Below are 26,414 nucleotides of genomic sequence, written 5' to 3' on the forward strand. Positions count from 1 at the left end.
GGGCCGGGGCCGCCGACACCGCCCCGGCGGTCTCCGCGGCCCCGGCCCCCCGCCGCACCTTCGGCCTCGCCGCCGCCACGGCCCTCGTCATGGGCAACATCATCGGCGGCGGCATCTTCGCCCTGCCCGCCACCGTCGCCCCCTACGGCACGATCAGCCTGCTCGCCTTCCTCGTGCTCTCGGCCGGAGCCGTCCTGCTCGCGCTGCTCTTCGGCCGGCTCGCCCGGCGCAGCCCCGTCACCGGCGGCCTGTACGTCTATCCGCGGGACGCCTTCGGCGAGTTCGCCGGGTTCCTGTCGGCCTGGTCGTACTGGACGATGTGCTGGGTCAGCATCGCCGCCCTGGCCGTCGCGGTCGTCGGCTACGTCGACGTCCTGATACCCCTGCACGGCAACCACGTCCTCCAGGCCCTCGTCGCCATGGCCGCTCTCTGGCTGCCCGCCGCGGCGAACTTCGCGGGCACGCGCTGGGTCGGCGCGGTGCAGGTCGTCTCCACGATCCTGAAGTTCGTCCCGCTGCTCCTGCTCGCGACGATCGGCCTGTTCTTCGTCGACGCCGACAACTTCGGCCCCTTCAACGCCTCCGGCCAGAGCGTCTCCGGCGCGCTCGCCGCCTCCGCCGCGCTGCTGCTGTACAGCTTCCTCGGCGTCGAGTCCGCGGCGGTCAGCGCGGGTGAGGTCCGCGACCCCGAGCGCACGGTCGGCCGGGCGAGCGTCCTCGGCACCCTGGCCTCCGCCCTCGTCTACGTCCTCGGCACGATCGCCGTCTTCGGGCTGGTCCCGCACGACCGGCTCGTCGACTCGGGCGCCCCCTTCGCCGACGCCGTGAACGCGATCACCGGCGGCGGCTGGGGCGGCACCGCCATCGCCCTCGTCGCCGTCGCGTCGATCACCGGCTGCCTCAACGGCTGGATCCTCATGGCCGCGCAGATGCCGTACGCCGCCGCCCGCGACGGCCTCTTCCCCGCGCCCTTCGCCCGCCTCGGCAAGGGCGGCGTCCCCGGCTTCGGGGTGTGGGCCTGCGCCGTCCTCGGCAGCCTCCTCATCGCCCTCAACTACACGGCCGGGCCGGACACCACCTTCCGCGTCCTCGTATTGATCACCACGTTCACCGGCTGTGTGCCGTACCTGTTGTCGGCGGCGGCCCAGCTGTACTGGCTGGCCCGTGGCACCCGCGCACGCGTCCGCCCCGCGGGACTCGCCCGGGACCTGACGGTCGCGGTCCTCTCCTTCGGCTTCTCGTTCTGGCTGATCGCCGGTGCCGGGTACGCGGCCGTGTACCAGGGCGTGCTGTTCCTGTTCGCCGGAATCCCGGTGTACGTGTGGCTGTGGGGACGCAGGGACACGGCGGAGGCGGCGGCATAGCATCGGGGATGTCCGAGGTCGCCGCAGCGCATGCCGAAGTACGTGAGGTTCTGGGAGTCCCCGCGGACCGGGCGGTGTTCCAGCCGCTCACCCACAACCCGTGGAACGGCGTCACGGCCGGGGTGTGGCGGGTCACCGGCGGCGACCGCTCGGCCGTCCTGAAGGTCCTGACGCGGACGAAGGAGACCGACGTCAGCTGGTCGGCGTCCAACGATCCACGCCACTGGAACTTCTGGCGCCGCGAGGCGTACGTCTACGGCTCCGGCCTCGCCCAGGTCTGGCAGCGGCACGGCATCCGCGCACCCCGCCTGCTGGAATGCGCCGAACGCCCCGGCGGGGACGTGGCGTTGTGGCTGGAGGACGTGCCGGGCGAACCGGCGACCTCCTGGCCTCTGGCCCGCCACGTCGACCACGCCCACCGCTTGGGCATGGCACAGGGCGCCGTGGGCGCGGGGGAGGACACCCCCTGGCTCTCGCAGGGCTTCCTGCGGGACTACACGGCGGCGAAGACGACGGGCGAGGACCTGCTCGACACCGACGAGGCGTGGCAACACCCCCTGGTCCGACGGCACTTCCCGCCCGGCCTGCGCGAGGACATGGTCCGCCTCCACCACGACCGCGAGTGGTTCCTCACGGTCATGGAGTCGCTGCCCCGCACCCTCTGCCACCTCGACCAGTGGCCGGCGAACCTCCGCTCGGACGGCCCCGACGCGGGCGTCCTGCTCGACTGGGCGTTCACCGGCGAAGGCGCCCTCGGCGAGGACCTCGGCACCTACCTCCCGGACTGCGTCTTCGACCTGTTCGTCCCCGCCGCGGACCTGCCCGGCCTGGCCAAGGCGGCCTACGACGCCTACGTGCAGGGCCTGCGCGAGAGCGGCCGGCGCGGCGACGAAGACCTCGTACGACTCGGCGTGTGCGCCTCCGCGGTCAAGTACGACTGGCTCACGGCACTGATGCTGGCGCGGGCGGACGAGGAGCCGGTGGCCTACGGCGGCGAAGGCACCGTCTCGGCCGAACTCCGCTACCGGGAACGGGGACTGGCCCTCGCGTTCCTGGCCGAATGGGCGGCCGAGGCACGGCAGCTGGCTCCCCGGCTCGGGTTTCCCGAGGCCCCCTCCGGACGCTGAACCGCGCACCCGCCGAACCGCCCTGAGGAAACGGATGGTCATGGCCCGAGTCGTCGAGTTGTCGTACTACCCCGTCAAGGGCTGCGCCGGTACGTCGGTGCGCGAGGCGCTGCTGACGCCTGCGGGACTCGCGCACGACCGCAGCTTCATGGTCGTCAGCGAGGAGGGCGTGTCCCGGACGCAGCGCCGGGATCCGCTGCTGGCCGTCATCCGCCCCCTCATCACCCCCGACGGCGACCGCCTCACGCTCACCGCGCCCGAGGCCGAGCCCCTCGACGTCCGGGTGCACACCTCCGGCACCCGGCAGAAAGTGGATCTGTTCGGAACCGCTTACCAGGGCATCGACCAGGGCGACGAGGCGGCGGACTGGCTCTCGGAGCTGCTCGGCGCACCGAGCCGGCTGGTACGGACCCCGCCGGAGCACGACCGGGTGACCGACGGCATGACACCCGGCACCTCCGGCTACGCCGACAGCTGCGCCCTGCACGTCCTCTCCCGCTCCACCCTCGACCTCCTCGACACCAGGATGACCGCCCGGGGTGCCCGGCCCCTCCCCGTCGACCGTTTCCGCCCCAACCTCGTCGTCGACGGCTGGGACGACCCCCACACCGAGGACCGCGCGCACCGTCTGCGCATCGGCACCACGGAACTGGGCTACGCCAAGCTCGCCATCCGCTGCGCGGTCACCCTCGTCGACCAGCGCGCCGGCACCCGGGCGGGCCCGGAGCCCCTGCGCACCCTCGCCGGTTACCGCCGCGCCGGCCAGGGCGGCGTCGCCTTCGGCACGAAGTACGCGGTACTCCGGCCCGGCAAGGTGGCGGTGGGGGACGAGGTGGAGGTCACGGTGTGGGGCGAGTCCGAGCTGTGAGGACCGGCCGGGTCACCGCCGCGTGCTCCCGCTGTTCCGAAACGAGGCCGGCGCCTTCGTCACCGAGCCCGGCGAGTTCCTCACCCAGCCCGGCGAACTCGGCACCAAGCCGGGCGGGTTCGTCCCGTCGGACCCGTTGACCTCCACGTGTCACCCCCTTACCTTTTCGGCGTTCGTAATGACAGATGGTGTTCGAAATATCAGACGCCGTATAGGGCGATGACGCCGTGTGTCCCCCAGTGAGAGGCAGGCCCCACCGCATGAGCTGCGATCGCGACCACGCTCTGCCCGAACCCCCCAGCCGCAGAACGCTGTTGAAGGGCGCCGCGGCCGCCGGCGCCTTCGCCGCCCTCCCCGCCCTCCCCGGCGTCGCCCAGGCGGCGCCCCGGGGAGAAACCGCTACCGCAACAACCGCTGCCGGAACAACCGCCGGCCACCCGAAGCCGGCCCCCTTCGTGAACCCCCTGGTCCGCAACCGTGCCGATCCGCACATCAACCGGCACAAGGACGGCTTCTACTACTTCACCGCCACCGCCCCCGAGTACGACCGCATCATCCTGCGCCGCTCCCGCACCCTGCGCGGCCTCGGTACGGCGGACGAGTCCGTCATCTGGCGGGCCCACGCCACCGGCCCCATGGGCGCCCACATCTGGGCGCCCGAACTGCACCGCATCGGCGGCAAGTGGTACATCTACTTCGCATCCGCCCCCGCCGAGGACGTCTGGGCGATCCGCATATGGGTGCTGGAGAACGCGCACCCCGACCCCTTCAAGGGCACCTGGGTGGAGAAGGGCCAGATCAAGACGGCGTGGGAGACCTTCTCCCTGGACGCCACGACCTTCACCCACCGGGGCAAGCGCTACCTCGCCTGGGCCCAGCACGAGCCCGGCCTGGACAACAACACCGGCATCTTCCTCTCGGAGATGGCCGACCCGTGGATCCTGAAGGGCCCGCAGGTGCGCCTGTCCACCCCGGAGTACGACTGGGAGTGCATCGGCTTCAAGGTCAACGAGGGCCCGTACGTCATCAAGCGCAACGGCCGCCTCTTCATGACGTACTCGGCCAGCGCCACCGACTTCAACTACTGCATGGGCCTGCTGAACGCCGACGCCGACAGCCACCTCCTGGACCCCCTGAGCTGGTCCAAGTCGCCGACCCCGGTCTTCACCAGCAACGACACGACCAAGCAGTACGGCCCCGGCCACAACTGCTTCACCGTCGCCGAGGACGGCCGCACCGACGTCCTCGTCTACCACGCCCGCCAGTACAAGCACATCAACGGGGATCCACTGAACGACCCCAACCGCCACACCCGCGTCCAGAAGCTCGGCTGGAAGCGCGACGGGACCCCCGACTTCGGCATCCCCGTCGCCGACACACAGGCGGCGGGTGACTGACATGAGACGTGTGTACGCCACCCTTGTCGCCCTGTGCCTCGGACTGTTCGGCGCCCTCGTCACCGCCGGCCCCGCCCAGGCCACGCCCCAGAAGATCACCAACGGCACCCAGTTCACCGACACCTCCGGCAACCCCGTCCACGCGCACGGCGGCGGAGTGCTGAAGGTCGGCAGCTACTACTACTGGTTCGGCGAGCACCGCAACGCCGACAACACCTTCGGGTACGTCGACGCCTACCGCTCGAGCGACCTGAAGAACTGGGAGTTCCGCAACCACGTCCTCACCGAGGCCAGTGACCCGGAGCTCGCGACCGCCAACATCGAGCGCCCGAAGGTCATGTACAACGCCGCCACCGGCACGTTCGCCATGTGGATGCACAAGGAGAACGGCACCGACTACAGCGAGGCCCGCGCCGCCGTCGCCGTCTCCGACACCGTCGACGGCGACTACACCTGGAAGGGCAGCTTCCGGCCGCTCGGCCGGCACATGTCCCGCGACATCACCGTCTTCACCGACACGGACGGCGCCGGCTACATGATCTCCGCCGCCCGCGAGAACTACGACCTGCAGATCTACCGCCTCACCGCCGACTACACCGGCATCGCGAGCCTGGTCGCCAACCCCTGGCCCGGCGGTCACCGCGAGGCCCCGGCGCTGTTCAAGCGGAACGGCGTGTACTTCATGCTGACATCGGGCGCCACGGGCTGGAACCCCAACCAGCAGCAGTACGCCACCGCCAGCAACATCGCCGGCCCCTGGTCGGCCATGAGGAACGTCGGCGACTCGACGGCGTACGGCTCGCAGACCGCGTTCGTCCTGCCCGTGCAGGGCACCTCGGGCACGTCGTACCTCTACCTGGGCGACCGCTGGGGCAACTCGTTCGGCGGGACGGTCAACGACTCCCGGTACGTGTGGCTGCCGCTGGCCTTCTCCGACGCGACCACGATGTCCATGTCCTGGTCACCCGAGGTCACGGTCGACACGGCCGCCGGGACCGTCACCGGTACCGCCGCCACGTACCACACCCTGATCGCCCGCCACTCCTCCAAGTGCGCGGACGTCACGAGCCAGTCGCTGTGGGCGGGCGCCCAGATCAAGCAGTACGACTGCAACGGCGGCGGCAACCAGAGGTACTGGTTCAAGCCCGCCGGAAGCGGCTACTACCAGCTGATGGTCAGGAACAGCAGCCTGTGCGTGCAGGAGAACGCGAGCACGGTCACGCAGGAGAACTGCGCCTCCTCCGCGACGAACCAGCAGTGGTCCCTGACCACCACCGGTTCGTACGTGAACGTCACGTCCCGCGCGAGCGGCGAGTGCCTCGACGTGAACGGCGCGTCCACCGCCAACGGAGCCGCGCTCATCACGTACACGTGCAGCGCGGGCACCAACCAGCAGTGGACGCGGGGAACATGACGACCCGGGCGGTCCTGAGGACGCTCAGGCCAGCAGGTCGATCGCGTCGATGGCCGTCCCCGCGCTGAGGAACCCGCCCGCCCCCGACCCGCCCAGCCGAAACCGGCGGCGTGCGCCGGGCGGGCGAGGGCCGCGCCGACGGCACCGGCCGTGGCGGCGACGACGACGGTACGGCGGCCGACCGGTCTGTTCGTGGCTCCGGGCATGGCGGTGCCTCCTGCGAAGGGTGGGGGGAGTGCGGCGGGTGCGAGAGTGGCAGTTGAATCGATTTCGCGAAAGGGCTTGCGCTTCTCCACGGCCGAAGATCTCGCCAATGCTGTTCGAAGTCTAGAAAGCGCTTTTCCATAGCGATACGGTCCCCCTCCAGGTCTTGTGGTGCACCGGGAGGAGCCTGGAGTGAGACGTTTCAGCATCGCCGTCGTCGCGGCGGTGACCCTGGGGACCGCGTTGTCGTCCGTACCCGCCCACGCGGAGGTGCGGAGCGGGGGCCGGGGGCTCGCCCACTGCGCCGCCGGCACCTGTCACTTCGACGTCACACCGGGCACCTACGACGTGCGGGTCACCCTCGGCGGGAAGGCGGCGTCCAGCACGAGCGTCACCGGTGAGAGCCGCCGCTCCCTGCTCCCCGAGACGGCCGTACCGGCCGGAAAACGCGTCACCCGCAGTCTCACGGTGAACGTCCGCACCCCCGAGGGCGAGCCCACCGGCCCCGAGGGAACCCCCGGCCTCGATCTGAGGATCGGCGGGAGCGCCCCCGCCCTCGCCGGGATCGAGGTCATGCGGGCCCGGCACGCCCGCCAGATCTTCCTGGTCGGCGACTCCACCGTCTGCGACCAGCCCGGCGACCCGTACTCCGGCTGGGGCCAGCAGCTGCCGCAGTACCTCCGCGAGGGCGTGTCCGTCGCCAACTACGCCGATTCCGGGGAGAGTACGGTCACCTATCTGGGGAACCCGCGGCTGTGGGCCACCGTACGGCCCCTGATCCGCCCCGGCGACGCGGTCCTGGTCCAGCTCGCCCACAACGACAAGACCACGGACGAGGCCACCTACCGGGCCAACCTGGAAGCCCTGGTCGCGGGCGTCCGGGAGCGGGGCGGACAGCCGGTCCTTGTCACTCCCGTCGTGCGGCGCTGGTTCAACCCCGACGGCACGCTGAACAACGCAACCGCGCTCCTGGTCAACGGCCTCGGTGTGGACCACCCGGCCGTCATCCGCTCGGTCGCCGCGGCGCGGGACGTCCCGCTGATCGACCTCACGGCGAAGACCAAGGCGCTGGTGGAGTCCCTCGGCGTCGAAGGCTCCAAGGCGCTGTACCTCACCGACGAGGCGCGGGACAACACGCACACGTCGGTGCGCGGTGCGACGGCCTACGCGGGCCTGGTCCGCGACGAACTCGTCACCCTGCGTCTGGTGCCGAAGGGCACGGTGCGGGTGGGATAGACCCCTGGGGCGCCCCGACCGGAACCGGGGCGCTCCAGGTCCGATCCGTATCCACCGGCCCGAGCACGAAAGACATGCGATGCAGCTGCCCCCCGCCGACCGCACGACGTCCCCGTTCACCGGCTACACCCGCGCCCACTGGGAGGCGGCGGCCGACTCCCTGCTCGCCGCGGTCGAGCCGTACGCCACCGAGGACCGCGCGCTCTACCACCTGCCCGGCGGCCGGGCCGGCTGGTCGGGCCGTCTCTCCGACGGCCTGGAGGGCTACGCCCGCACCCTGTTGCTCGCCGCCTTCCGACGCGACGAGAAGGCCCTGGAACGCTATGCGACCGGCCTCGCCGCCGGTGTCTCGGGCGTCTGGCCCCGCATCGAGGACCGCGGTCAGCCCCTGGTGGAGGCGGCGTCCGTCGCCCTGGCCCTCCGCCTCACCCGGGACCTGCTCTGGGACCGCCTGGACGACGGTGTGCGCCGGCGGACGGCAGCCTGGCTGGCCGACGCCCTCACGGCCGAGCCCTGGCCCTGCAACTGGGAGCTGTTCCCGGTCACGGTGGGCGGCTTCCTCGCCGACATCGGTTACGAGCCGGACGCCTCCCGCGCGGCGATCGACCGAGGCCTGGAACGCATCGAGCAGTGGTACGTCGGCGAGGGCTGGTACACCGACGGCGACGGCCGCAAGTACGACTACTACAACGGCTGGGCGATGCACCTCTACCCGGTGCTGCACGCCTGGCTGGAGCAGGACGAGCGCCTGCTCGCGCTGTACGGCGACCGCCTCTCCCGGCACCTCTCGGACTACGCCCGCCTGTTCGGCGGCGACGGCGCCCCCATGCACCAGGGCCGCTCGCTGACCTACCGTTTCGCCACGACGGCCCCGCTGTGGCTGGGCGCGCTGACCGGCCGTACGCCCCTGCCGCCCGGCGAGACCCGGCGGCTCGCCTCGGGCGCGCTGAAGTACTTCCTGGACCGGGGCGCGGTGGACGACCGCGGCCTGCTCTCCCTCGGCTGGCACGGCCCCGACGAGTCCGTCCTGCAGGGCTATTCGGGCCCGGCCTCCCCGTACTGGGCGAGCAAGGGCTTCCTCGGCCTGCTCCTGCCCCCGGACCACGAGGTCTGGACGGCGCCGGAGGAGGCCGCCCCCGCCGAACGCGCGGACCGCGTCACCCCCGTCGGGCCGCCCAACTGGCTTCTGCAGTCCACCCGTTCCGACGGTGTGGTCCGCCTCCACAACCACGGCAGCGAGGACGTCCGCTACGACCCGTACTACACGCGGCTGGCGTACTCCACGGTGACGACGCCGTCGGACACGTACGACAACAGTGTCCTGATCGCCGGAGATCCGAGCCGTACCGGCATCGAGCCGCTCGGCGTGGGCGAGGGCTGGGCGGCGTCCCGGCACACCGCCGACGGGGGAGCGCGGGTGACGAGCGTGGTGCTGGCGCGTGGAGCGGTGGAGGTACGGGCGCATGTGGTCGAGGGGGCGGCACCGGGAACGACGGTTCGGGTGACCGGGTGGAGCGCACCGGACGGTGCCCGGGCCGAACTGCTGCCCGCCGTCGGCCTCGACGACGACCTCACCGGCGTCACCACCGGGGACGCCACCCTGTTCGTCGCCCTGGCCCGGCTCACCGCCGAGGCCGACCCCGGCCCGCTGACGGAAAGCGTCGCCGTCACCGCTTCCGGGGAGGGCGAGCTGATGGTCCGCTGGATCGAGGGGCCTGGCGTACGGGTCCGGCTGGACGGGTCCGGCGTGCACGTCGACTGAGGCCTGCGGCCAACCGCGTTCTTCGGTCCGCGCCGAAGCGAGCCGGGCCTAGCGTGGCGGCATGACCACAGACCCGCAGCAGAAGCCGTCCGGCCCGGCGGCAGCAGCCACCGCCTTCGCCGGCCTGCACCGCGCCGGGAAGCCCCTGCTCCTGCCCAACGCCTGGGACCACGCGTCCGCGCGGGCCCTCGCGGGGCAGGGGTTCCGCGCGGTCGGGACGACGAGCCTGGGCGTCGCCGCGGCCGCCGGTCTCCCCGACGGGGCGGCGGCGACCCGGGAGGAGACACTGCGGCTGGCCATGGCCCTGGGGTCCGAGCCGTTCCTGCTGTCCGTCGACGCGGAGGGCGGATTCAGCGACGACCCGGAGGAGGTGGCGTGTTTCGCAAGGGAGTTGTGCGCCGCCGGAGCCGTCGGCATCAACCTCGAGGACGGCCTCGGACCGGCCGCCCGCCACGCGGCGAAGATCGCGGCGGTCAAGCTGGCCGCTCCCGGCCTGTTCGTCAACGCCCGCACCGACACCCATTGGCTGGGCGACGGCGACGGCACCCTCGCACGCCTCGACGCCTATCGAGAGGCGGGCGCGGACGGGGTGTTCGTGCCCGGCCTCACCGACCTGCACGCCATCGAGGCCCTGGTGCGCCACCTGGACGTGCCCCTCAACGTCCTCTACTCACCCGGCGGCCCGGCCGTCCCCCACCTCGCCGACGTCGGCGTCAGCCGGATCAGCCTCGGCTCGCTGCTGTACCGGCGGGCGCTGGGCGCGGCCCTGGAGGCGGTGGCGGACCTCCGCGCGGGCCGGACACCGACGGGTCCGACACCGTCGTACGAGGAGGTGGCGAGGCTCGCCGGTGAGGGTGGCGGGTGAGGGGTGTCAGGGTCAAGGGGTCGCTGCCGAGGGAGTGCAACCCGGCTATGCCCTCTGCTCGCTGGGCCAGTTCCGTAGCAGTACGTGCAGGGCGTCGATCGCCCTGTCCCACGAGACCTGCACGTCACGGGGCGCGCCGAAGGCGCCGGTCGACTCCAGGGCGCAGTAGCCGTGGAAGGTGCTGCGCAGCAGGCGCACGGCGTCGGTTAGGTCGGGTTCCTCCAGGCCGTAGGCGCGGAGCATGCCGTAGGTGACGTCGGTCGTGCGGCGCATCGCGGGGGAGTCGGTGACGAGCTCCGGGTCGATCCGGAGCTGTGTCGCCGCGTACCGGCCCGGGTGCTCCAGGGCGTAGGCCCGGTAGGCGGCGGCGAAGGCGGCCAGCGTGTCCCTGCCGGGCGCCCGCCCCTCGACCGCCTCCGCGATCCGGTCGATCATCTCGCCACCGGCGAGGAGGGCCATCCGGATCCGCAGATCCCGCAGATTCCGGACGTGGGTGTACAGACTCGCGTCCTTCACCCCGAAGCGACGGGCCAGGGCGGAGAGGGTGACAGCCTCGAATCCCGCTTCGTCGGCGAGGTCGGCCGCGGCTGCGACGAGGCGCTCGGGGGTCAGACCGGCTCTGGGCATGGGGGGTTCGGGGTCACCTCTCGAAGAGGGGCCGTGTCGTCGGTGAGGCTCCACGGGAGCTGGGAGCGATCGTAGCCGCCGGTGAGGGAGGGCGGACGCCGTGCCCCACCGGCCACGCCGCACGGGGCATGCCCCGCGGATCACACCCCACCGCTGTCGGCTCTTGCGCGCGCTGACCCCGCCCCCCCCGGGTGCCCGGTTGCCGTCGCCCCGCTCAGCGGATCGGCGCGTACACCACCCCCAGCTTGTCCAGCTCGTCGCCCGCGCGGCCCGTGAAGCCCACGATCTGGCGGCCGAAGGGGGCCGTGAAGGTCTTCGCGTCGGACGTGGCCGTGCCGGCGGACAGGGTGTGGCCGCGGTCCGTCGTGAACGACGCCGAGAACAGACGTGTACGCCCGTCTTTCTGACCCTGCGTCAGCTTGACCGAGGTGAGGTGTTCACCCGCGGCCAGGGTCAGGGAGGTCGCGGTGCCGCCCGTGCCGCCGTGGGTGAGGGTCGGGCCGCCGTCGTGGGTGAGGGACACGGCGTCCAGGCGGGCGCCTCCGCGCAGGCTGAGCGTGCGCGGGGACGGGACGGACGGCAGGTCGTCCGCGTCGTTGAAGGCCGTGCCGTGCGGGCCGCCGAAGAAGTCGCTCGCGCGCAGCGACGGGTCGAGCGTGTAGGAGAAGTCCACCGCGTGCGGGAAGTGGTCGGAGAGGTTGCCGCCGGCCGGGTCCAGGAAGGACGCCCACGCGTTGCCGTAACGGGTCGCGTTCAGGCTCAGCAGTCTGCTGCCGCGGTAGAGGACCTTGTCCACGACCTCGCAGTCGTCCGGCGGTGCCGTGGTGGGGCAGACGAGCGCGGCGCCGCCCTGGGCCGGGGGCGTCCCGCCCTTCACACGCTGGACCCACGCGTCGGTCAGGCCGTTCTCGTTCACGAGCGTGCGGATGTTGTCGCCGGAGCGTGTGTACCGCGTGTTGGTGTCGCCCATGACGATCACCGCGTTGCCGGACGAGTTCGCCCGGATGAAGGCGGAGAGCTGCTCGACGTTGGCGCGGCGGGCGGCGAGCGCGTCGTCGGTGTCGTCCGCGTTGGTGTGCACGTTGTAGAGGTCCAGGAAGACACCCTCGGCGAGCCGCACCCGCGCCAGCGAGAAGCCCTTCGGCGTGAGGCAGTTGGTGCCGGTGCACTTGTTCCACTTGACGCGCTGGAAGTCCTCGAAGGGATGATCCGAGAGGGTGTTGAGGCCGTCTCCGAACGGTACGCCGCCGCTGGTCGCGGTGCGGTGGGCGTGGTCGTCGCCCGCGTACAGGGCGGCGTGGTAGTTGAAGTCCTCCTGCACGTTGACGATGTCGTACGCCCCGAGGCGCGGCGAGATCAGCGGCGTGTTCTTCGCCGGGTTGCCGGAGCTCAGGCCCTCGGGGAGGCCTGCGACGTTGTAGGTGAGGACGCTGAAGGAGCCGGACTCCGCGGCGACGGCGGGAGTCGCGCTGGTGGTGGCCAGTCCCGTGACGGCCAGGGCGGCGGCCACGACGGTGCCGATCAGTCTCTTCATGGGGGGTGTCTCCGGTCGGAGAGGTGAGGGGGAAGGAGGAGGGGGAAAGAAGGATGAACGATGCTCAGGTTCGGGACAACGCCCTTGGTGCGCAAGGGGAACAGCGCGAACAGTGGGAGACGCCCTGGCGTCAGGAGTGACGCAGGAGGTCCGCATCCGTACCCCACGAGGCCGCCGTAGGGTGGCCGTGCATCGGTGACGGGGGAGGTTGCGACTCACCCGCGGTCACAACCGCAACCGCAGCCGTTCCGCAGCGAGGCCAGCGCCTCCCAGGCCGCTCCGGGTTCCTCCCGGAGGAAGACCACCGGGGCGAGTCCGGGCCCGAACACGACGTATCCCTGCGCCAGGAACGACAAGGAGCCCCACTGCTCCCGCCGGTGGGCCCTTGCCAGCACCCGCCCGCAGGGCGCGCACACGATCCACGGAACGAGCACCGACGCGGCGAGCGGATGCTCCGGCAGGACAAATCCGGCCGGCCGTGTCTCCTCCGCCCCGTCCTGGAGCACCCGCAGCCGACCGTCCTCCTCGCCGACGTGGGGCAGGGCCGCGATCCGCATGCCGAGCCACTCCCACTCGCCCCACTGCTCGGCCATCACCGCGAGCTCGGCACGGGCCGACTCCTCGACGCCCGTGCCCTGTCCGAGCAGCCGGTCGACCAGCAGCTCCAGGCCGGCCTCCTGCTCGCCGATCTCCCAGCACGCCTGGACCTCCTCGCGGTCACCGGCCGCCGCGAGCAGCCCGGCCAGCCGGCTCCACACGACGGCTTCGGCGGCGTACTCCCGCGCGCTCATCCGTTGATCCCGGTGTAGTGCCCCAGGCTCCACTTCCACAGCATCCGCGCCGCCAGGTACGCCAGCAGCCCGAGCAGCGGTGAGGCCGCCGCGAGCCAGTACGGGACTCCAGTCGAGTGGCCGTGGCCCGTCAGGACCGCCGCCGGGAAGTAGGCGACGAACGCGAGCGGGAGGCCGTAGGTGAGGAGTCCGCCCACCGCCTTGGGCAGGACGTTCAGTGGGTAGCTGCCGAAGGTGCCGAGGAGTTCCTCCAGCCAGCGGCCCCACATGTCGGCGGCCGGGAAGCGCAGGGACGCACTGGCCACGACCGTGAACAGGGCCGCCTCCAGCAGCATGCCGCCGAGTACGGCCGCGACCAGGTACGTGATCCGGCCCGTCGTCCAGTCCAGATCGCTGCGGGAGAGCGCCCCCGCCATCAGGCCCGCCGCCACCGTGAGGTCCCCGATGGCGTTGGTCGGGAAGAACGCCAGCTGTATCTGGCGGTGGACCGGCATCGGACGCATCAGGTAGATGTCGATCCGGCCCTCCTGGACCTGCCGGCCGGCCCAGTGCATGCGCCCCAGGAACAGCACGAACAGCCCGTGCGCCAGCATCCGCGTCGCCGGGATCAGCAGCACGTCGGAGCTGTCCCAGCCGCCCATCCCGGCGAACCGCGACAGCAGCACCGTCGCGAACACGATCACCGACACCTGCCAGATCGCGCCGATCGCGATCATCAGCAGGAACTCGGTGCGGTACTCCAGCTGCGCGCGGAAGTTGAGCGCCGTCACGCGCCACACGATCCGCAGAGCCTTCAACGACATCTCAGCCTCCCTGCGAGATCACGCGCCGGGCGGCCCGCCGCCACAGCAACCGGGTGAACAACGCCAGCGCCACGACCCAAGCGGCCTGCACGGAGAGCTGGAACGCCGCGTCGGACAACGGGATCCGGCCCACGTACAGCGACAACGGCACGCTCAGCGTGGCCTGGAAGGGGAGGAACGCGCTCATCGCCACGAACCAGTCCGGGAAGAACCACAGCGGCGCGTACACCCCGGACAGCAGATTCTGCGCGAACAGCAGGATGAGCATCGCCGCGGTGTTGCGGACCGTCCAGAAGCACAACTGGTCGAGCATCAGCATGACGTAGTACAGGACCCACTGGCCGAGCAGCATGCTGAGCGCGAACACCCCGGCCACCTCGGGCGACGCGGGCGGTTCGACGACACCGGCGGCCAGGCAGATCACATATCCGGTCAGCGCCCACGCCAGCCCGTACAGCTGCTCTCCGGCGGCTCGCAGGGCGTAGTAGCGCTGCGGCGGCAGCGGCCGCAGGTACCAGTACACGATGGTCCCGAAGTGCATGTGCTGAAGGACCGTGTCCCGGCCCGCGTACTGGTCCAACTCGCGCAGCCGGGACGCCAGTACGGCCAGCACGGCGTACGTGACTGCCTGGTCGCGGCTCAGCCCCGCGGTCGTGCCGGTCTGCGCGTACAGGCCCCTCCACAGCGACCAGACCAGCACCACCTGGACGGCCAGCCGCAGGGCGACGGCGGTCATCCGGGGCGGTGCGTTCAGCTCGCCGAGCGGGGTGACCCGGGCGGCGCGCCAGGCGTGGAGCACGGCCACGTCAGACCTCCCCGGCGTGCGCGTACGCGGCCCGCATCACGTCCTCGAGGTCCGCCTCGTCCAGGGCGATGTCCGTCACCTCGAACCGCTCGATCACCGCCTTCAGCGCCTGCTGGACGGTGGGCGCGTCCGGCCCGTCGGGGCCGAGGACGATCTGCGCGCCGGTGCGCCGCAGCAGTCTGGTGCCCGGCGGCGGGACGACCTCGGCGTGCGGATCGGCCGGCGTGGCCCGCACCTGCCAGGTCGAGCCGAACTTCCGGCGGATCTCGTCGAGCGAGCCGTCCAGCATCAGCCGGCCGTGGTTGACCAGCACGACCCGCTCGGCGAGCCGCTCGACCTCCGTCATGTCGTGCGTGGTCAGCAGGACCGTACGGCCGCGCTGCTCCACCTGGTGCCGCAGGAACTCCCGCACCTGCTCCTTCACCACCACGTCCATGCCGATGGTCGGCTCGTCCAGGAACACCACCGGCGGGTCGTGCAGCAGGGCGGCGGCCAGATCGCTGCGCACCCGCTGGCCGAGCGAGAGGTGGCGGACCCGGGTGTCCCAGAACGACGACAGCTCCAGGATGTCGTCGAACTCCGCGAGCCGGGCGGCGTGTTCGGCCCTGGGCACCTCGTAGATGTCGCGCAGGATCGCGAACGACTCGCGCACCGGCAGGTCCCACCACAGCTGGGTGCGCTGTCCGAACACCGCGCCCACGTTCCGGGCGTTGCGCTCCCGCTCGCGGTACGGCACGACGCCCGCGACCCGGGCCTCGCCCGAGGTGGGGGTGAGGATGCCGGTGAGGATCTTGATAGTGGTGGACTTGCCGGCGCCGTTCGGGCCGAGCAGGGCGAGGAGTTCACCCGCGGCCACGTCGAAGGTGATGTCGGAGACGGCGTGCTTGGCCACCCGCTCGGGGTTGACCAGGGAACGGACGGCACCCGTGAAGCCGGGTCGGCGAACGGTGGTGTGGAAGGTACGGGACAGCCCGCGGACCTCGATGGCGACACTCAACTGACTCACCAACTCCCTTGCGGTGAACACGGCGGCGGCCGGTCGGCACAAGGGCCGACCGGCCGCGGATGACATCCCGACACTCTCGAAATGTCGATCAATCAGCCAATCGCTTAATCGTCTTTCTTATGTGGCGGTCGAGAACACGAACGAGAACTCCGCCGGCTCGGCCTTCAGGAAGTACTGCGGCAACGGACCCGGGCCGCAGGACTGCGAGCCGATGCCGTGCTGCCCGTGGTCGAGGTTGACCCACACCGTGTCGCCGGCCGTGAGGTCGGTGCGGTGCCGGGCCGCGTCCAGCTGCTCGGTCGTCCAGCGCCGCGCCGTGAACCAGAACTCCGGGTCACCCTCGATCCTGAGCCCGCCGAGCTCCACCCAGCGCACGTCGGCCCGGGCGCCGTTCTCCTGCGGACGGACGTACGGCGTCTGCAGCCCGTCCACCGTCGACTGCCAGCGGCCCACCATGGACGCCGTGCCGGTGTCCGGGTACGCCTCGCCGGGACCGCCGCCGAACCACTCCACCCGGTCCGCCTCCGCCAGCCCGAAGCGGACACCGAGCCGGGGCAGCGGCACCGTCCAGTCGCCCTGAGGCGTCACGGACACGGTCAGCCGCAGCCGCTCGCCGTCGGACGTCCACCGGTACACCGTGTCCAGCCCCACCTCGCGGGCTGCGGGCGCCACCCGGGTCCGGACCGTCAGCGCGTCGTCGCCCGCCTCGACCGAGACCAGGCGATGCCGCATCCGGTGCAGCCCGAGCGTGCGCCACAGCGTCCCGTAGCGGGCGTCGGTCTGCCACTCGGCCCCGTCGTCGTTGTCGGTCGTCGCCCGCCACACGTCCAGCCGCGGCGTCGCGTCGACCGCCACCCCGCCGATCGTGAGCAGCGCACCGGTGCGGGCGTCGAACCCGGCCGGGCCGAGCGTGATCCGGTCCCCGTCCGGCACGGGCCGGTCCGTCGCGGGGAAGGACGGCAGCGGCCGAGCCCCCACCGCGAACTGGCCCCAGGCCACGACGTGCCCCTTCGCGGCCCAGGACGTGTCGTCCGCGAGCAGCGCCCGCACCGTCCACTGTCGCTCGCCGCCCCGGCCGTCCACGGGCGGCTCGGGCAGCTTCACCTCGGCGCTCTCGCCCGGCGCGAGAGCCGGCACCGCCAGCGAACCCGACTCGACGGTCTCGCCGTCCACCTGGCACGACCACTCGAAGGCCAGGGCCGACAGATCGGCGAAGTCCTGCTTGTTGGTGACGTGCACGGTGCCGTTGGCCCCGTCGCCCTCGATATGGACGGGCTCGATGACCTTCTTGTACTCGATCAGGCCCGGCGACGGCGTCCGGTCCGGGAAGACCAGCCCGTCGCACACGAAGTTGCCGTCGTGCAGCTCCTCGCCGAAATCACCGCCGTAGGCGTAGCCCAGCTCGGCGTGCCGCACGCCGTGGTCGATCCACTCCCAGACGAAGGCGCCCTGGAGCCGTTCGTACTTCTCGAACAGCTCCTGGTAGTCGGCGAGTCCGCCCGGGCCGTTGCCCATCGCGTGCGCGTACTCGCACTGGATGAAGGGCAGCTCGCGGCGCCTGAGCGTGCCGCCGTCGAGCCGCTGCCCGATCTTCTCGACCTCGTCGTGGAAGGCGTACATCCGCGAGTACACGTCCGTGTCGCGGCAGTTCCAGTCGCCCTCGTAGTGCACCAGCCGCTCGGGGTCGCGGCCGTGGATCCACTCGGCCATGGCGGTGAGCCCGCGGCCGGTGCCGGCCTCGTTGCCCAGCGACCAGAACACGATCGACGGGTGGTTCTTGTCCCGCTCGACCATGCGCGCCGCTCGGTCCAGCAGGGCCGGGGTCCAGCGGTCGTCGTCCACCGGGTTGTCCCGCCAGTCCTGCTCGGTGAAACCGTGGGTCTCCAGATCGCACTCGTCGATGACCCACAGGCCGTACTCGTCGCACAGGTCCAGGAAGGCCGGGTGCGGCGGGTAGTGCGAGGTGCGCACGGCGTTGAGGTTGTGCCGCTTCATCAGCAGCACGTCCTCGCGCATGGTCTCCAGGTCGAGCGCGCGGCCGTGCTCGGGATGCCACTCGTGCCGGTTGACGCCCTTGAAGAGGACGGCCTTGCCGTTGACCTTGATCAGCCCGTCCTCGAGGACGACCGTACGGAAACCGATCCGCAGCGGCACCCGCTCCCCGTCCGTGACCAGCTCACCGTCGTAGAGCTTCGGCGTCTCGGCGGTCCACGGCTGGACCGCGACCGTCACCGGCTCGCCGGTCGCGACATCGATGTCCAGGGCCGGCACGGTCACCCGGCCATCGACGTCGGAGTCGACGCGCAGGGTGCCCTCACCTGTGGTGTGGTCGTAGGAGGCGTGCACGAAGAAGTCGCCGGCGCCGCCCGCCGGGCGGTGCAGCAGCGTCACGTCACGGAAGATGCCCGGCAGCCACCACTGGTCCTGGTCCTCCAGGTACGACCCCGCCGACCACTGGTGCACACGCACGGCGAGCACGTTGGAGCCCGGCTTCAGCAACTCGCCGACCGCGAACTCGTGCGCGAGGCGGGAGCCCTTGAACTCGCCGAGCTCCGTGCCGTTCAGCCAGACGCGGGCACAGGACTCGACCCCGTCGAAGCGCAGCACCGCCCCGCCGTCCGACGGCCAGTCGGACGGCAGGTCGAAGACGCGCAGATGGTCACCGGTGGGGTTCTCCGTCGGGACGTACGGCGGGTCCACCGGGAAGGGGTAGAGGTGGTTGGTGTAGATCGGGGACCCGAACGCTCCGTCGCCCTGGAGGACCCAGTGCCCGGGGACCCTGACCTCGGCCCAGTTCCCGGCGTCGTAGCCCTCCTCGGCGAACGAGTCGTCCTCGGCACCGGCGGTGGCCGAGAGCCGGAACCGCCAGCTGCCGTTCAGCGACAGGGACCGCGCGTCCGAGGCCGCGTACCAGGCACGGGGCGGCAGGGCACCGCGGCCCGGGGAGACGTCCTCGACGTAGTCGACGGATGGGGTCGTGCGGAAAGACATCGGTCTCCTAGCTCAGCCCTTGATGCCGGTCTGTGCGATCCCCTGCACCAGCCAGCGCTGGAGGAAGAGGAAGACGAAGATCAGGGGCAGGATCGAGATGGCGGTGGCCATGAAGATCAGGTGGTAGTTGACGGTCTGGTTCGTCATATACGAGGACAGCGCAACCTGGACGGTCCAGGCACTCGGATCCTGTCCGATGACCAGGGGCCAGAGGAAGGCGTTCCAGCCGTTGATGAAGGTGATCGTGGCGATGGCGGCGAAGAAGTTCAGCGAGTTGGGTACGACGATCCGCCAGTACGCGCCCCAGTAGCCGAGCCCGTCCACCCGCGCCGCCTCCTCGAGCTCCTTCGGGAACCCCAGGAAGTACTGCCGGAACAGGAAGCAGGTGAAACCGCTGAAGAGGCCCGGGATGATCAGACCCCGGTAGCTGTCGACCCAGCCGAGGGACGAGACCAGCACGAAGCTCGGCACGAAGGTGACGGCCGTGGGAACCATCAGGGTCACCAGGACGGCGTAGAACACCTTGTTGGCGTGTTTGTACGGGATGCGGGCGAGGCCGTATCCGGCCATCGAGCAGATCAGCAGGATTCCGGCCGTGTGGAGGACGGCGACGACCACGGAGTTCCACAGGGACTGCGCGAAGTCGACGGTGACGTCGTCGAACGGCTCGGTGATGTTGCCCCACTGGATGGAAGTGGGGAACCACTTCCAGGTCTCGCCCGTGATCTCCGGGTCCGTCATCAGCGCGTTGCGGACGATCAGATAGAAGGGGATCAGGAAGAGGAGGGCGGCGACGCCGGTCGCGATGTACAGACCGGTGCTGCCCATGACGCCGCCGCCGCGCCTGGCCTCGGCCGGCTTCGTCGTCTTGGTGATGTCGGGTGCCGTGGTGGTCACTTGGACTCCTCACCCCTTCCGAAGCCCATGATCTTGCCCTGGAGCAGGGTGACGACGCAGATGAGCAGGGTCAGTACGACCGCGCCCGCGCTGCCCGCGCCGTAGTTCTGGTTCTGGCCGAGGGCCATCTTGTAGAGCTCGACCAGCGGGGGCTGGCCCCACGTGGCCTTGCCCAGCAGGTTGAAGAACTCGTCGAAGGCCTGGTACGCGGCGACCAGCAGGAGCAGGATCACCGCGGTGGAGGTGGCCCTGAGCTGAGGCAGGGTGATGTGCCGGAAGGTCTGCCAGCCCGGCTTGGCGCCGTCGATGGAGGCGGCCTCGTACAGCTCCCGCGGGATGTTCTGCAGCGCCGCGATGAACAGGATCATGTAGAAGCCCGACTGGAGCCAGAGCCGGACGGTCACGATGACCAGCCAGTACCAGGGCGGGTCGGGGTTGGCCAGCCAGGCGATGTTGTCCACGCCGAACCAGCCGAGGACGGTGTTGGCCAGACCGAAGCGGACGCCGTTGAAGATGGACATCTTCCAGATCAGCGCGGCGGCGACGTAGCTGACCGCGGTCGGCAGGAAGAACACCGACCGGAAGAACGCCCGCATGAACCGCAGCCGGTTGACCAGCAGCGCGAGACCCAGCGACAGGGCCCAGGTGGCGGGCACGATGAACGCGGCGAACACGGTGAACGTGACCAGCGAGTTCCGGAAGTTCGTGTCCGTCAGGATCTGCCGGTAGTTGTCGAAGCCGACGAACTCGCTAGGCGTCACGGTGAAGCGCGCCTCGAAGAAGCTGAGCCAGATGCTCCAGCCGATCGGCACGAAGACGAAGATCACCAGGCCGATCAGGAACGGCCCGGTGAAGAGCCAGAAGTTGAAGGTGCTGCTCGCCCTCAGGCCCCGCCGCGGCCGGGGCTGGGCGACCTTGGCCGGGGCGGGCCGGGCGACCCCGCGCGTGGTGGTGGTCGACATGTCGAGATCCGTCCGGTGGTCTATCCGAAGAGCTTCTTGAGTTCGGCGTCGACCTTCTTCTCACAGGCGTCGAGCTGGGCCTTCGGGTCACCGTCCTTGCGGACGCTGTTGGCGATCACGTCCCAGAACGCGGCGATCATGGCCTGGGTCCAGCCGATGTTGTCGAAGTGACCGAACTCGTTGAAGAGCTTGACCCCCTCGGCCGGCAGACCGGACTTCAGCTTGGTGGCGGACTGGGCGAGCGAGGTGCGCGGCGGGATGTGGAAGCCGTAGGAGGTGGCGAAGTCCTCCTGGTACTTCTTCTGGTCGATCCACAGCCACTTGACGTATTCCTTGGCCGCCTCGACGTTCTTGCTCTTGGCGTTGACGAACATCGACCAGCCGCCGTTGTAGACCGACTGCTTGCCGGCCGAACCGACCTTCGGGAAGGGGAAGATGCCGATGTCGTCGCCGAGCGCCTTCTGCATGGCCGGCATGGCCCACATGCCGCACCACTGGATCGCGGTCAGACCCTGGATGAGGGCCGACGGGTCCCACGAGTCGGCGGGGGCGTCGAGCAGCAGGTTGCCGCTGGTGAAGAGGCCACGCAGCTGCTTGAGGCCGTCGGCGACGGCGTCGGTGTTGAAGGCGGGCTTGTTGTCCGCGGTGAGGGTGTCGGCGCCGGCCGACCAGATCAGCGGGCGGTCGATCGAGGTCAGGTCGTTGCCGAGGAAGATGCCCTTGACCTTGCTGGTGGTCAGCTTGTCGGCGGCCTCGATCAGCTCTTCCAGCGTGGTCGGCACCTCGACTCCGGCCTTCTTGAACAGCGAGGGCCGGTAGAAGAGGAACTGCGGATCGTCGATCATCCGGACGCCGTATATCTTGCCGTCGACCGTGTGCGACGTGATGTCGGCCTGGTTGAAGTCGTCCTTGACCGGCTCGATGATGTCGGTCAGGTCGGCCACCTGACCGCTCTTGACGAGCTGGATCTGCGGGTGGAACTCGAAGACGTCGGGCGCGTTCTTGGTGAGCAGCGCGGCGAAGAGCTTCTGTTCGTAGTTGTTGCCGGTGATCCACTGCGTGGCGACGCCGGTGTCCTTGTACGCCTTCGCGTACCGCTTGACGGCCTGCTCGACACCGGCCTCGCCGTACGCGTGGAAGTACTGGACGAGACCGTCGCCGGAGCCCCCGCTGCTCCGTCCGGTGTTGCTGCCGCACGCGGCGAGTCCGCCGGCGGCGGCCAGGCCCATCGCGGCCCGCAGTACGTTTCGGCGGTCCCAGTTCATGTTGCTCGATGCCGACATGCTGACGTCCTTGTCTCGAGTGCGGCTGCGGCTCTGCGGCTCACTGCCTGATGGCTCACGGCCCGGGGGCTCGCGCCAGATGGCTCAAAGGAAGGTGCGGTGCCGGACGCTAGAGCTTCGGCTAAGGCTTCGGCAAGGGGTTGGACGAAGTCTGTACGAAGCGTTGTGTCCGGTTCGTCATTTCGAACGCGTGGGGTGCGCGGAGGAGTTGGTTCCGCCGCTACGAAGGCGTGGTGGTACGGCTCCTCACGGGGGCGGCGCGTTTGCCGTTCTTCTGCCCGACGGTCTGGAGGGCGCCTTCGAGCGCGAACGTGGCCGCGCCCAGGCACACCGGGTCGGTGGGGATCGGGGAGAGGACGACTTCGGTGGCGGCCAGCGGCCGGGGCAGCGCGTGCCGGGTCACGGCCTCACGCACCTCGTGCAGCAGCGGCTCGCCCAGGGTGCGGGCGACCCAGCTGCTCAGCACGACGATCTCGGGGTTGAACAGGTTGACCAGGTCCGCGACCCCGGCGCCCAGGTAGCGGGCGGTCTCGTGGACGACCCGGCGCGCCACGGGGTCGTCCGCCGCGACCCCGCGGGCCAGGGCGTCGATGGTCGCCGTCTGGTCCTCGCCGTGCAACAGCGGGCTGTCGGGGCTGAGTTCGCGCAGGTTCAGCATGATGCCGCGCGCGCCGACGTACGCCTCCACACAGCCGTGGTTGCCGCACCGGCACAGGCGCCCGTCCAGCACCATCGTGGTGTGGCCCCACTCGCCGGCGCTGTTGCTGACCCCGCGGTGCAGCCCGCCGCCCAGGACGAGACCGGCGCCCACGCCGGTGCCGAGGTTGACCACCACGGCGTTCCCGCGCCCGCGCGCGGCCCCGAACCACAGCTCGGCGACCGCGCTGGCGCGCAGCGGGTTGTCCAGGTACAGCGGGTAGGCGATGTGCTCGGTGAGCAGATCGAGGAGCGGTACGTCGTGCCAGTCCCAGTTCGGCGCGTACTCCGAGGTGCCGGTCGCGCGGTCCACCTGCCCCGGCACGCTCACCCCGACCCCGAGCACCCGGGCGCCCTCGATGCCGGCCTGGGTGACCACCGAGCCGACGGCGGTGGCCACATGGCCCACCACCTGCTCGGGCAGGCTCTCGCTGGGCCGGACGTCCTCCTCGGCGCGGGCCAGCACATTCAGCCCGAGGTCGAACAGCTCGACGTGGACATAGGTCTCGGCGATGTCGACGCCGATCAGTGCGCCGCCGGAGGTGTTGACCGCGACCAGGCCCCGGGGTCGGCCGCCCGCCGAGTCCTCGAAGCCGACCTCGGTGATCATGCGGAGGTCGAGCAGCTCGCCGACGAGGGTGGCGACCGTGGCGAGGCTGAGTCCGGTGGCCGCCGCCAGCTCCTGCCGGGACGTGGGTGACTCCGCGATGATCTGGCGCAGCACCTCGTAGCGGTTCGCGGTGCGGATGTCACGTGAGGTGCGCTTCACCGGGGTGCCCCATTCCTTCCCAGACCGGCCGGGCCGGTTCGACGTCGGCACCGGCGCGGCGCAAGGCTATGGTCTGCCGGGACTTTCGACAAGGGGTTTGGAAAGGGGCTTTATAAAGTGCCCGCGCGCTGCGGACCGGGGAGGCCGGGTGTGGCCTGCCCATGATGCCTCAGTGTGGGCGCGTCAGTCCCCGGCGGTGCGGTCCCGGTCGTCGAAGGGGGCGTCCGTGGGGTACGCCGTCGCCTCGCCCGGGCGGCTCGCTCCGGCGACCGCGGCGGCCAGCTGCTGCTGCACCCGCTCCGGCAGCGTCCTGCCGTCCACGGTGCCCACCAGGTCCTGGGCCAGGTGGTGCAGCTTGGTGTTGGTGTTCTGGGAAGTCCTGACCAGGACGCTCCAGGCCGCCTCGGGGCTCAGGCCGAAGGAGGCCATCAGGATGCCGCGGGCCAGGTCTATGGTCGGCCGGGTCTGCATGGCGCGGCGCAGCTGGGTGACTTCGGCGCGGAGGTCCTGGCCGTCCTCCTCCGGCGGGTACGCGGCGGGTGCGACCGGGGGCGGGGCGCTCTCGGGCCGGCCTGAGTCCGCGAACAGCTCCCGCGTGCCGGTCAGGTCGAGCAGGCGCTCGACCGCGACGCCGCAGGACCGGACGGTGACCGTCTTGCCCTCGTCGGCCGCGCGAGTGCGCAGATCCAGCAGTGCGTTGAGGCCGGCGCAGTCGCAGAATCCGACCGCGTCCAGGCGCAGGTCGAGGCCGGTGCCGGACAGGGTGAGCATGTCGTACAGCTCGGGGAGCAACCGCCGGCTGCCCAGGTCCAGTTCGCCCCACACGGTCACGGTCATGCGGTCGCCGTCCGGGACGACGTCCATCGTCGCCATGCAGGGCGGGATCGCCGCCGGCGCACTGTCGACCGCCGTGGGTGCGGCGTGCTCCTGTGGGTGAGACCGCGCAGAGTACGCAGGCTCCGGCATGGCCCTGTTCTCCCTTGCTCTGTACGCCTTGCCTCCGCTTCCAGCGTTGCCCCTCTACCCCACACCCGTCAATTGATACATGAAACATGGTACGTGTTTTTGGGTGCATGAATGTTCTGTCGCTAGAGTTGGGGCATGGATGGAGTGCCCGAGTCACACACCGGATGGACGTTCCTCACCAACCACGCCCGCGTGCTGGCCGCCATCGCCGACAATCACAGTGCCCGCATCCGGGACATCGCGGCCCACTGCCGGCTCACCGAGCGAGCGGTGCAGAAGATCATCGCCGACCTGGAGCAGGACGGATACCTGTCCCACACCCGGGAGGGGCGCACCAACACGTACCGCATCGATCCCGGCAAGGTGCTGCGCCACCCGGCCGAGGCGGGCCTGACCGTGGCCTCCCTGATGTCCCTGCTCGTCAAGGACGAGGCCGACCGCGTCACGACCTCCACGACGTGGGGCGGCCCGCACGAGGCGACCTGACCGGCCGGCGGGGCGCGCGGCAGTCCTTGCCTCCGGCGCAGGTAGGTTCCGGTTCGGGTGTGGGCGGCCCTTGGCCCGGTGCGGGCGGTTGCCGTCCCGGGAAGGGCGGTCGGGCTCCAGGTGCGTGGCTCGTGCCTCTGGCGCGGGTGATCCCCGGCCCGGGGGTGGGCAGCTCGTGCCCCCTTGGGCCGGCGAGGGCGGCTCTGCCGCCCCCGGGTACGGGCAGGCCGCGCCCTCCGCGCGGCAGCAGACCCCGTGTACGCCTACGTCTCCGTCCCCGCCTGCACCCCTCGTACAAAGGCGTTGGCGAACTTCCCCCGCGGGTCGAGCTCATGCGTCAGTGCCCGGAAGTCGCCGAGTCGTGGATACAGCTCGCGCAGCGCGGTCGCGGGCACGGTGAACACCTTCCCCCAGTGCGGCCGTGCCCCGAAGGGCTGCAGCGCCTCCTCGACCCGCCGGACCACCGGCAGTACCGCCTCCGTGTCCTCGACCCACGTGAAGTGCGCCGCGACGGTGTCCCGGCCGTGGGACGGGCTGAGCCACTGGTCGTCACCGGCGACCGTGCGCACCTCGCAGGTCTGCAGGACGGGGGCGACGGACTCCCGTATCGCGTCGAGCGCGTGCAGCATCTCCACCGCGTGCCCGCGCGGCAGCAGGTACTCCGACTGCAGCTCCGCCCCGCTGCTCGGGACGAACTCCGCCCGGAAGTGCGGCAGCCGCTGGTGCCACGGCCCCGGCACACCGAACTGCTCGGTGCAGTTGACCGCGGGCATGCCCGGCACCGGGTGCATCTTCGCCGTGGCGGGAGCGGCCCAGGGGAAGGCGGGCAGCGGCTGGTCGGTGCGCCGCTTGAGCCACACCTGCCGGAAGCCCGGCTCCCGCCAGTCGGTGAACAGGCTGACGCTGTACCCCGTCGCCATCACCGTCTCGAACACCCCGGAGTCCAGGCCCTCCAGCGGCAGTTCGGTGAACACGTGCTGCTCGACCTCGTAGGCCGGCTCCAGGTCCAGGGTGAGCGCGGTGACGACCCCCAGCGCGCCGAGTGACGTGACGGCACCGCCGAACCGCTCCTCGCCCCGGCCGATGGTCAGCACCGAGCCGTCCGCCGTGACCAGCTCCACCTCGCGCACGGACGCCGAGAGCGGCCCGTTCAGCACCCCCGAGCCATGGGTGCCGGTCGCCACCGACCCGGCCACCGAGATGTGCGGAAGGGACGCCATGTTGTGCAGCGCGAGCCCCTGCCCGTGCACCCGGCGGGCCAGTTCCGCGTAGCGCACACCGCCGCCGACCCGGACCGTGCGGGCCGCCGTGTCGACGTCCACCTCCGGGGGCAGGTCGGCCAGCGACAGCAGGACCCCCTCGGGGCCCGGTTCGGCGATCTCGTTGAACGAGTGCCCGCTGCCCAGCACCCGCACCCGGTCGCCGTCCGCGACGAGCGCCCGCAGCGCGGTGAGCGACCCGGGCCGGTGCAGTTCCTTGGCCGCGTAGGTGATGTTGCCCGCCCAGTTGGTCACGGTCCCGTGCATCGCGTCGTCCTTCCCCCAGGCAGCGGGGACCGGGA

The 26,414-nt window shown here is 71.0% G+C and carries 22 protein-coding genes; 9 read left to right on the plus strand and 13 right to left on the minus strand.

Going from position 1 to position 26,414, the window contains the following annotated elements; genetic code table 11:
* From K4G64_RS18940 to K4G64_RS18975, 8 genes are all read left to right on the plus strand, one after another.
* A partial coding sequence (locus K4G64_RS18940) for an amino acid permease (RefSeq protein ID WP_221757201.1) occupies window positions 1–1,364 on the plus strand: 1,364 nt, incomplete at its 5' end.
* An 8-nt stretch (window positions 1,365–1,372) separates the two neighbouring features.
* Window positions 1,373–2,491, plus strand: coding sequence for an aminoglycoside phosphotransferase (locus K4G64_RS18945; RefSeq protein ID WP_221757202.1), 1,119 nt, complete (start codon window positions 1,373–1,375; stop codon window positions 2,489–2,491).
* Between the two features lie 40 nt (window positions 2,492–2,531).
* On the plus strand, window positions 2,532–3,359 hold the full coding sequence (locus K4G64_RS18950) for an MOSC domain-containing protein (protein WP_221757203.1): 828 nt from the start codon (window positions 2,532–2,534) through the stop codon (window positions 3,357–3,359).
* A 260-nt stretch (window positions 3,360–3,619) separates the two neighbouring features.
* Window positions 3,620–4,756, plus strand: a complete 1,137-nt coding sequence (locus K4G64_RS18955; protein ID WP_221757204.1) for a family 43 glycosylhydrolase — start codon at window positions 3,620–3,622, stop codon at window positions 4,754–4,756.
* 1 nt (window position 4,757) lies between these two features.
* Window positions 4,758–6,170: an RICIN domain-containing protein gene (locus K4G64_RS18960; RefSeq protein WP_221757205.1), complete on the plus strand. Its 1,413-nt coding sequence runs from the start codon at window positions 4,758–4,760 to the stop codon at window positions 6,168–6,170.
* Between the two features lie 396 nt (window positions 6,171–6,566).
* Window positions 6,567–7,610 (plus strand): rhamnogalacturonan acetylesterase, encoded by a 1,044-nt coding sequence (locus K4G64_RS18965; RefSeq protein ID WP_221757206.1) that lies wholly within the window; start codon window positions 6,567–6,569, stop codon window positions 7,608–7,610.
* A gap of 79 nt (window positions 7,611–7,689) precedes the next feature.
* Entirely contained in the window at window positions 7,690–9,372 is a 1,683-nt protein-coding gene (locus tag K4G64_RS18970; protein ID WP_221757207.1) for a DUF2264 domain-containing protein, read from the plus strand.
* 61 nt (window positions 9,373–9,433) lie between these two features.
* Window positions 9,434–10,237, plus strand: a complete 804-nt coding sequence (locus tag K4G64_RS18975) for an isocitrate lyase/phosphoenolpyruvate mutase family protein (RefSeq protein ID WP_221757208.1) — start codon at window positions 9,434–9,436, stop codon at window positions 10,235–10,237.
* 45 nt (window positions 10,238–10,282) lie between these two features.
* Here K4G64_RS18975 and K4G64_RS18980 read toward each other — a convergent pair whose 3' ends face one another.
* From K4G64_RS18980 to K4G64_RS19035, 12 genes are all read right to left on the minus strand, one after another.
* Window positions 10,283–10,864: a TetR/AcrR family transcriptional regulator gene (locus tag K4G64_RS18980; protein ID WP_221757209.1), complete on the minus strand. Its 582-nt coding sequence runs from the start codon at window positions 10,862–10,864 to the stop codon at window positions 10,283–10,285.
* Window positions 10,865–11,078: 214 nt separating this feature from the next.
* Window positions 11,079–12,398, minus strand: a complete 1,320-nt coding sequence (locus K4G64_RS18985; RefSeq protein WP_221757210.1) for a jacalin-like lectin — start codon at window positions 12,396–12,398, stop codon at window positions 11,079–11,081.
* 215 nt (window positions 12,399–12,613) lie between these two features.
* The gene (locus K4G64_RS18990; RefSeq protein ID WP_221757211.1) at window positions 12,614–13,189 is read right to left on the minus strand and encodes a hypothetical protein; all 576 of its coding nucleotides are present in this window, start codon (window positions 13,187–13,189) and stop codon (window positions 12,614–12,616) included.
* Complete coding sequence (locus K4G64_RS18995) at window positions 13,186–13,992, minus strand: ABC transporter permease (protein ID WP_221757212.1); 807 nt, start codon at window positions 13,990–13,992, stop codon at window positions 13,186–13,188. Before K4G64_RS18995 ends, K4G64_RS18990 begins: the two co-directional genes overlap by 4 nt.
* A gap of 1 nt (window position 13,993) precedes the next feature.
* Window positions 13,994–14,797: an ABC-2 family transporter protein gene (locus K4G64_RS19000; RefSeq protein ID WP_221757213.1), complete on the minus strand. Its 804-nt coding sequence runs from the start codon at window positions 14,795–14,797 to the stop codon at window positions 13,994–13,996.
* A gap of 1 nt (window position 14,798) precedes the next feature.
* Window positions 14,799–15,794, minus strand: coding sequence for an ATP-binding cassette domain-containing protein (locus K4G64_RS19005; RefSeq protein WP_221757230.1), 996 nt, complete (start codon window positions 15,792–15,794; stop codon window positions 14,799–14,801).
* A 126-nt stretch (window positions 15,795–15,920) separates the two neighbouring features.
* Window positions 15,921–18,794, minus strand: coding sequence for a glycoside hydrolase family 2 TIM barrel-domain containing protein (locus tag K4G64_RS19010; protein ID WP_221757214.1), 2,874 nt, complete (start codon window positions 18,792–18,794; stop codon window positions 15,921–15,923).
* A 12-nt stretch (window positions 18,795–18,806) separates the two neighbouring features.
* Entirely contained in the window at window positions 18,807–19,691 is an 885-nt protein-coding gene (locus K4G64_RS19015; protein WP_221757215.1) for a carbohydrate ABC transporter permease, read from the minus strand.
* Window positions 19,688–20,653 (minus strand): carbohydrate ABC transporter permease, encoded by a 966-nt coding sequence (locus K4G64_RS19020; RefSeq protein WP_221757216.1) that lies wholly within the window; start codon window positions 20,651–20,653, stop codon window positions 19,688–19,690. Before K4G64_RS19020 ends, K4G64_RS19015 begins: the two co-directional genes overlap by 4 nt.
* Before the next feature lie 20 nt (window positions 20,654–20,673).
* On the minus strand, window positions 20,674–21,936 hold the full coding sequence (locus K4G64_RS19025; RefSeq protein WP_221757217.1) for an ABC transporter substrate-binding protein: 1,263 nt from the start codon (window positions 21,934–21,936) through the stop codon (window positions 20,674–20,676).
* Window positions 21,937–22,156: 220 nt separating this feature from the next.
* Entirely contained in the window at window positions 22,157–23,401 is a 1,245-nt protein-coding gene (locus tag K4G64_RS19030; RefSeq protein WP_221757218.1) for an ROK family transcriptional regulator, read from the minus strand.
* A 183-nt stretch (window positions 23,402–23,584) separates the two neighbouring features.
* A complete protein-coding gene (locus K4G64_RS19035) occupies window positions 23,585–24,274 on the minus strand; it encodes an ANTAR domain-containing protein (protein ID WP_260460651.1) in 690 nt (229 codons plus the stop codon).
* A 228-nt stretch (window positions 24,275–24,502) separates the two neighbouring features.
* Here K4G64_RS19035 and K4G64_RS19040 point away from each other — a divergent pair, with 228 nt between their 5' ends.
* Complete coding sequence (locus tag K4G64_RS19040; protein ID WP_221757220.1) at window positions 24,503–24,853, plus strand: helix-turn-helix domain-containing protein; 351 nt, start codon at window positions 24,503–24,505, stop codon at window positions 24,851–24,853.
* 263 nt (window positions 24,854–25,116) lie between these two features.
* On the opposite strand, the gene K4G64_RS19045 is transcribed toward K4G64_RS19040, so the two are convergent.
* The gene (locus K4G64_RS19045) at window positions 25,117–26,379 is read right to left on the minus strand and encodes a D-arabinono-1,4-lactone oxidase (RefSeq protein ID WP_221757221.1); all 1,263 of its coding nucleotides are present in this window, start codon (window positions 26,377–26,379) and stop codon (window positions 25,117–25,119) included.
* Window positions 26,380–26,414: the final 35 nt, after the last annotated feature.

It is taken from the genome of Streptomyces sp. WAC04114 (genome assembly GCF_019733245.1).
Classification (GTDB): domain Bacteria; phylum Actinomycetota; class Actinomycetes; order Streptomycetales; family Streptomycetaceae; genus Streptomyces; species Streptomyces massasporeus_A.

Coding starts and splice junctions, on each gene's coding strand:
- K4G64_RS19010 (WP_221757214.1), bottom strand. CDS start 18,794: ATGTCTTTCCGCACGACCCCATCCGTCGACTACGTCGAGGACGTCTCC.
- K4G64_RS18985 (WP_221757210.1), bottom strand. CDS start 12,398: ATGAAGAGACTGATCGGCACCGTCGTGGCCGCCGCCCTGGCCGTCACG.
- K4G64_RS18970 (WP_221757207.1), top strand. CDS start 7,690: ATGCAGCTGCCCCCCGCCGACCGCACGACGTCCCCGTTCACCGGCTAC.
- K4G64_RS19035 (WP_260460651.1), bottom strand. CDS start 24,274: ATGGCGACGATGGACGTCGTCCCGGACGGCGACCGCATGACCGTGACC.
- K4G64_RS18960 (WP_221757205.1), top strand. CDS start 4,758: ATGAGACGTGTGTACGCCACCCTTGTCGCCCTGTGCCTCGGACTGTTC.
- K4G64_RS18945 (WP_221757202.1), top strand. CDS start 1,373: ATGTCCGAGGTCGCCGCAGCGCATGCCGAAGTACGTGAGGTTCTGGGA.
- K4G64_RS18980 (WP_221757209.1), bottom strand. CDS start 10,864: ATGCCCAGAGCCGGTCTGACCCCCGAGCGCCTCGTCGCAGCCGCGGCC.
- K4G64_RS18950 (WP_221757203.1), top strand. CDS start 2,532: ATGGCCCGAGTCGTCGAGTTGTCGTACTACCCCGTCAAGGGCTGCGCC.
- K4G64_RS18975 (WP_221757208.1), top strand. CDS start 9,434: ATGACCACAGACCCGCAGCAGAAGCCGTCCGGCCCGGCGGCAGCAGCC.
- K4G64_RS18995 (WP_221757212.1), bottom strand. CDS start 13,992: ATGTCGTTGAAGGCTCTGCGGATCGTGTGGCGCGTGACGGCGCTCAAC.
- K4G64_RS19025 (WP_221757217.1), bottom strand. CDS start 21,936: ATGTCGGCATCGAGCAACATGAACTGGGACCGCCGAAACGTACTGCGG.
- K4G64_RS18955 (WP_221757204.1), top strand. CDS start 3,620: ATGAGCTGCGATCGCGACCACGCTCTGCCCGAACCCCCCAGCCGCAGA.
- K4G64_RS19020 (WP_221757216.1), bottom strand. CDS start 20,653: ATGTCGACCACCACCACGCGCGGGGTCGCCCGGCCCGCCCCGGCCAAG.
- K4G64_RS19045 (WP_221757221.1), bottom strand. CDS start 26,379: ATGCACGGGACCGTGACCAACTGGGCGGGCAACATCACCTACGCGGCC.
- K4G64_RS19040 (WP_221757220.1), top strand. CDS start 24,503: ATGGATGGAGTGCCCGAGTCACACACCGGATGGACGTTCCTCACCAAC.
- K4G64_RS18990 (WP_221757211.1), bottom strand. CDS start 13,189: ATGAGCGCGCGGGAGTACGCCGCCGAAGCCGTCGTGTGGAGCCGGCTG.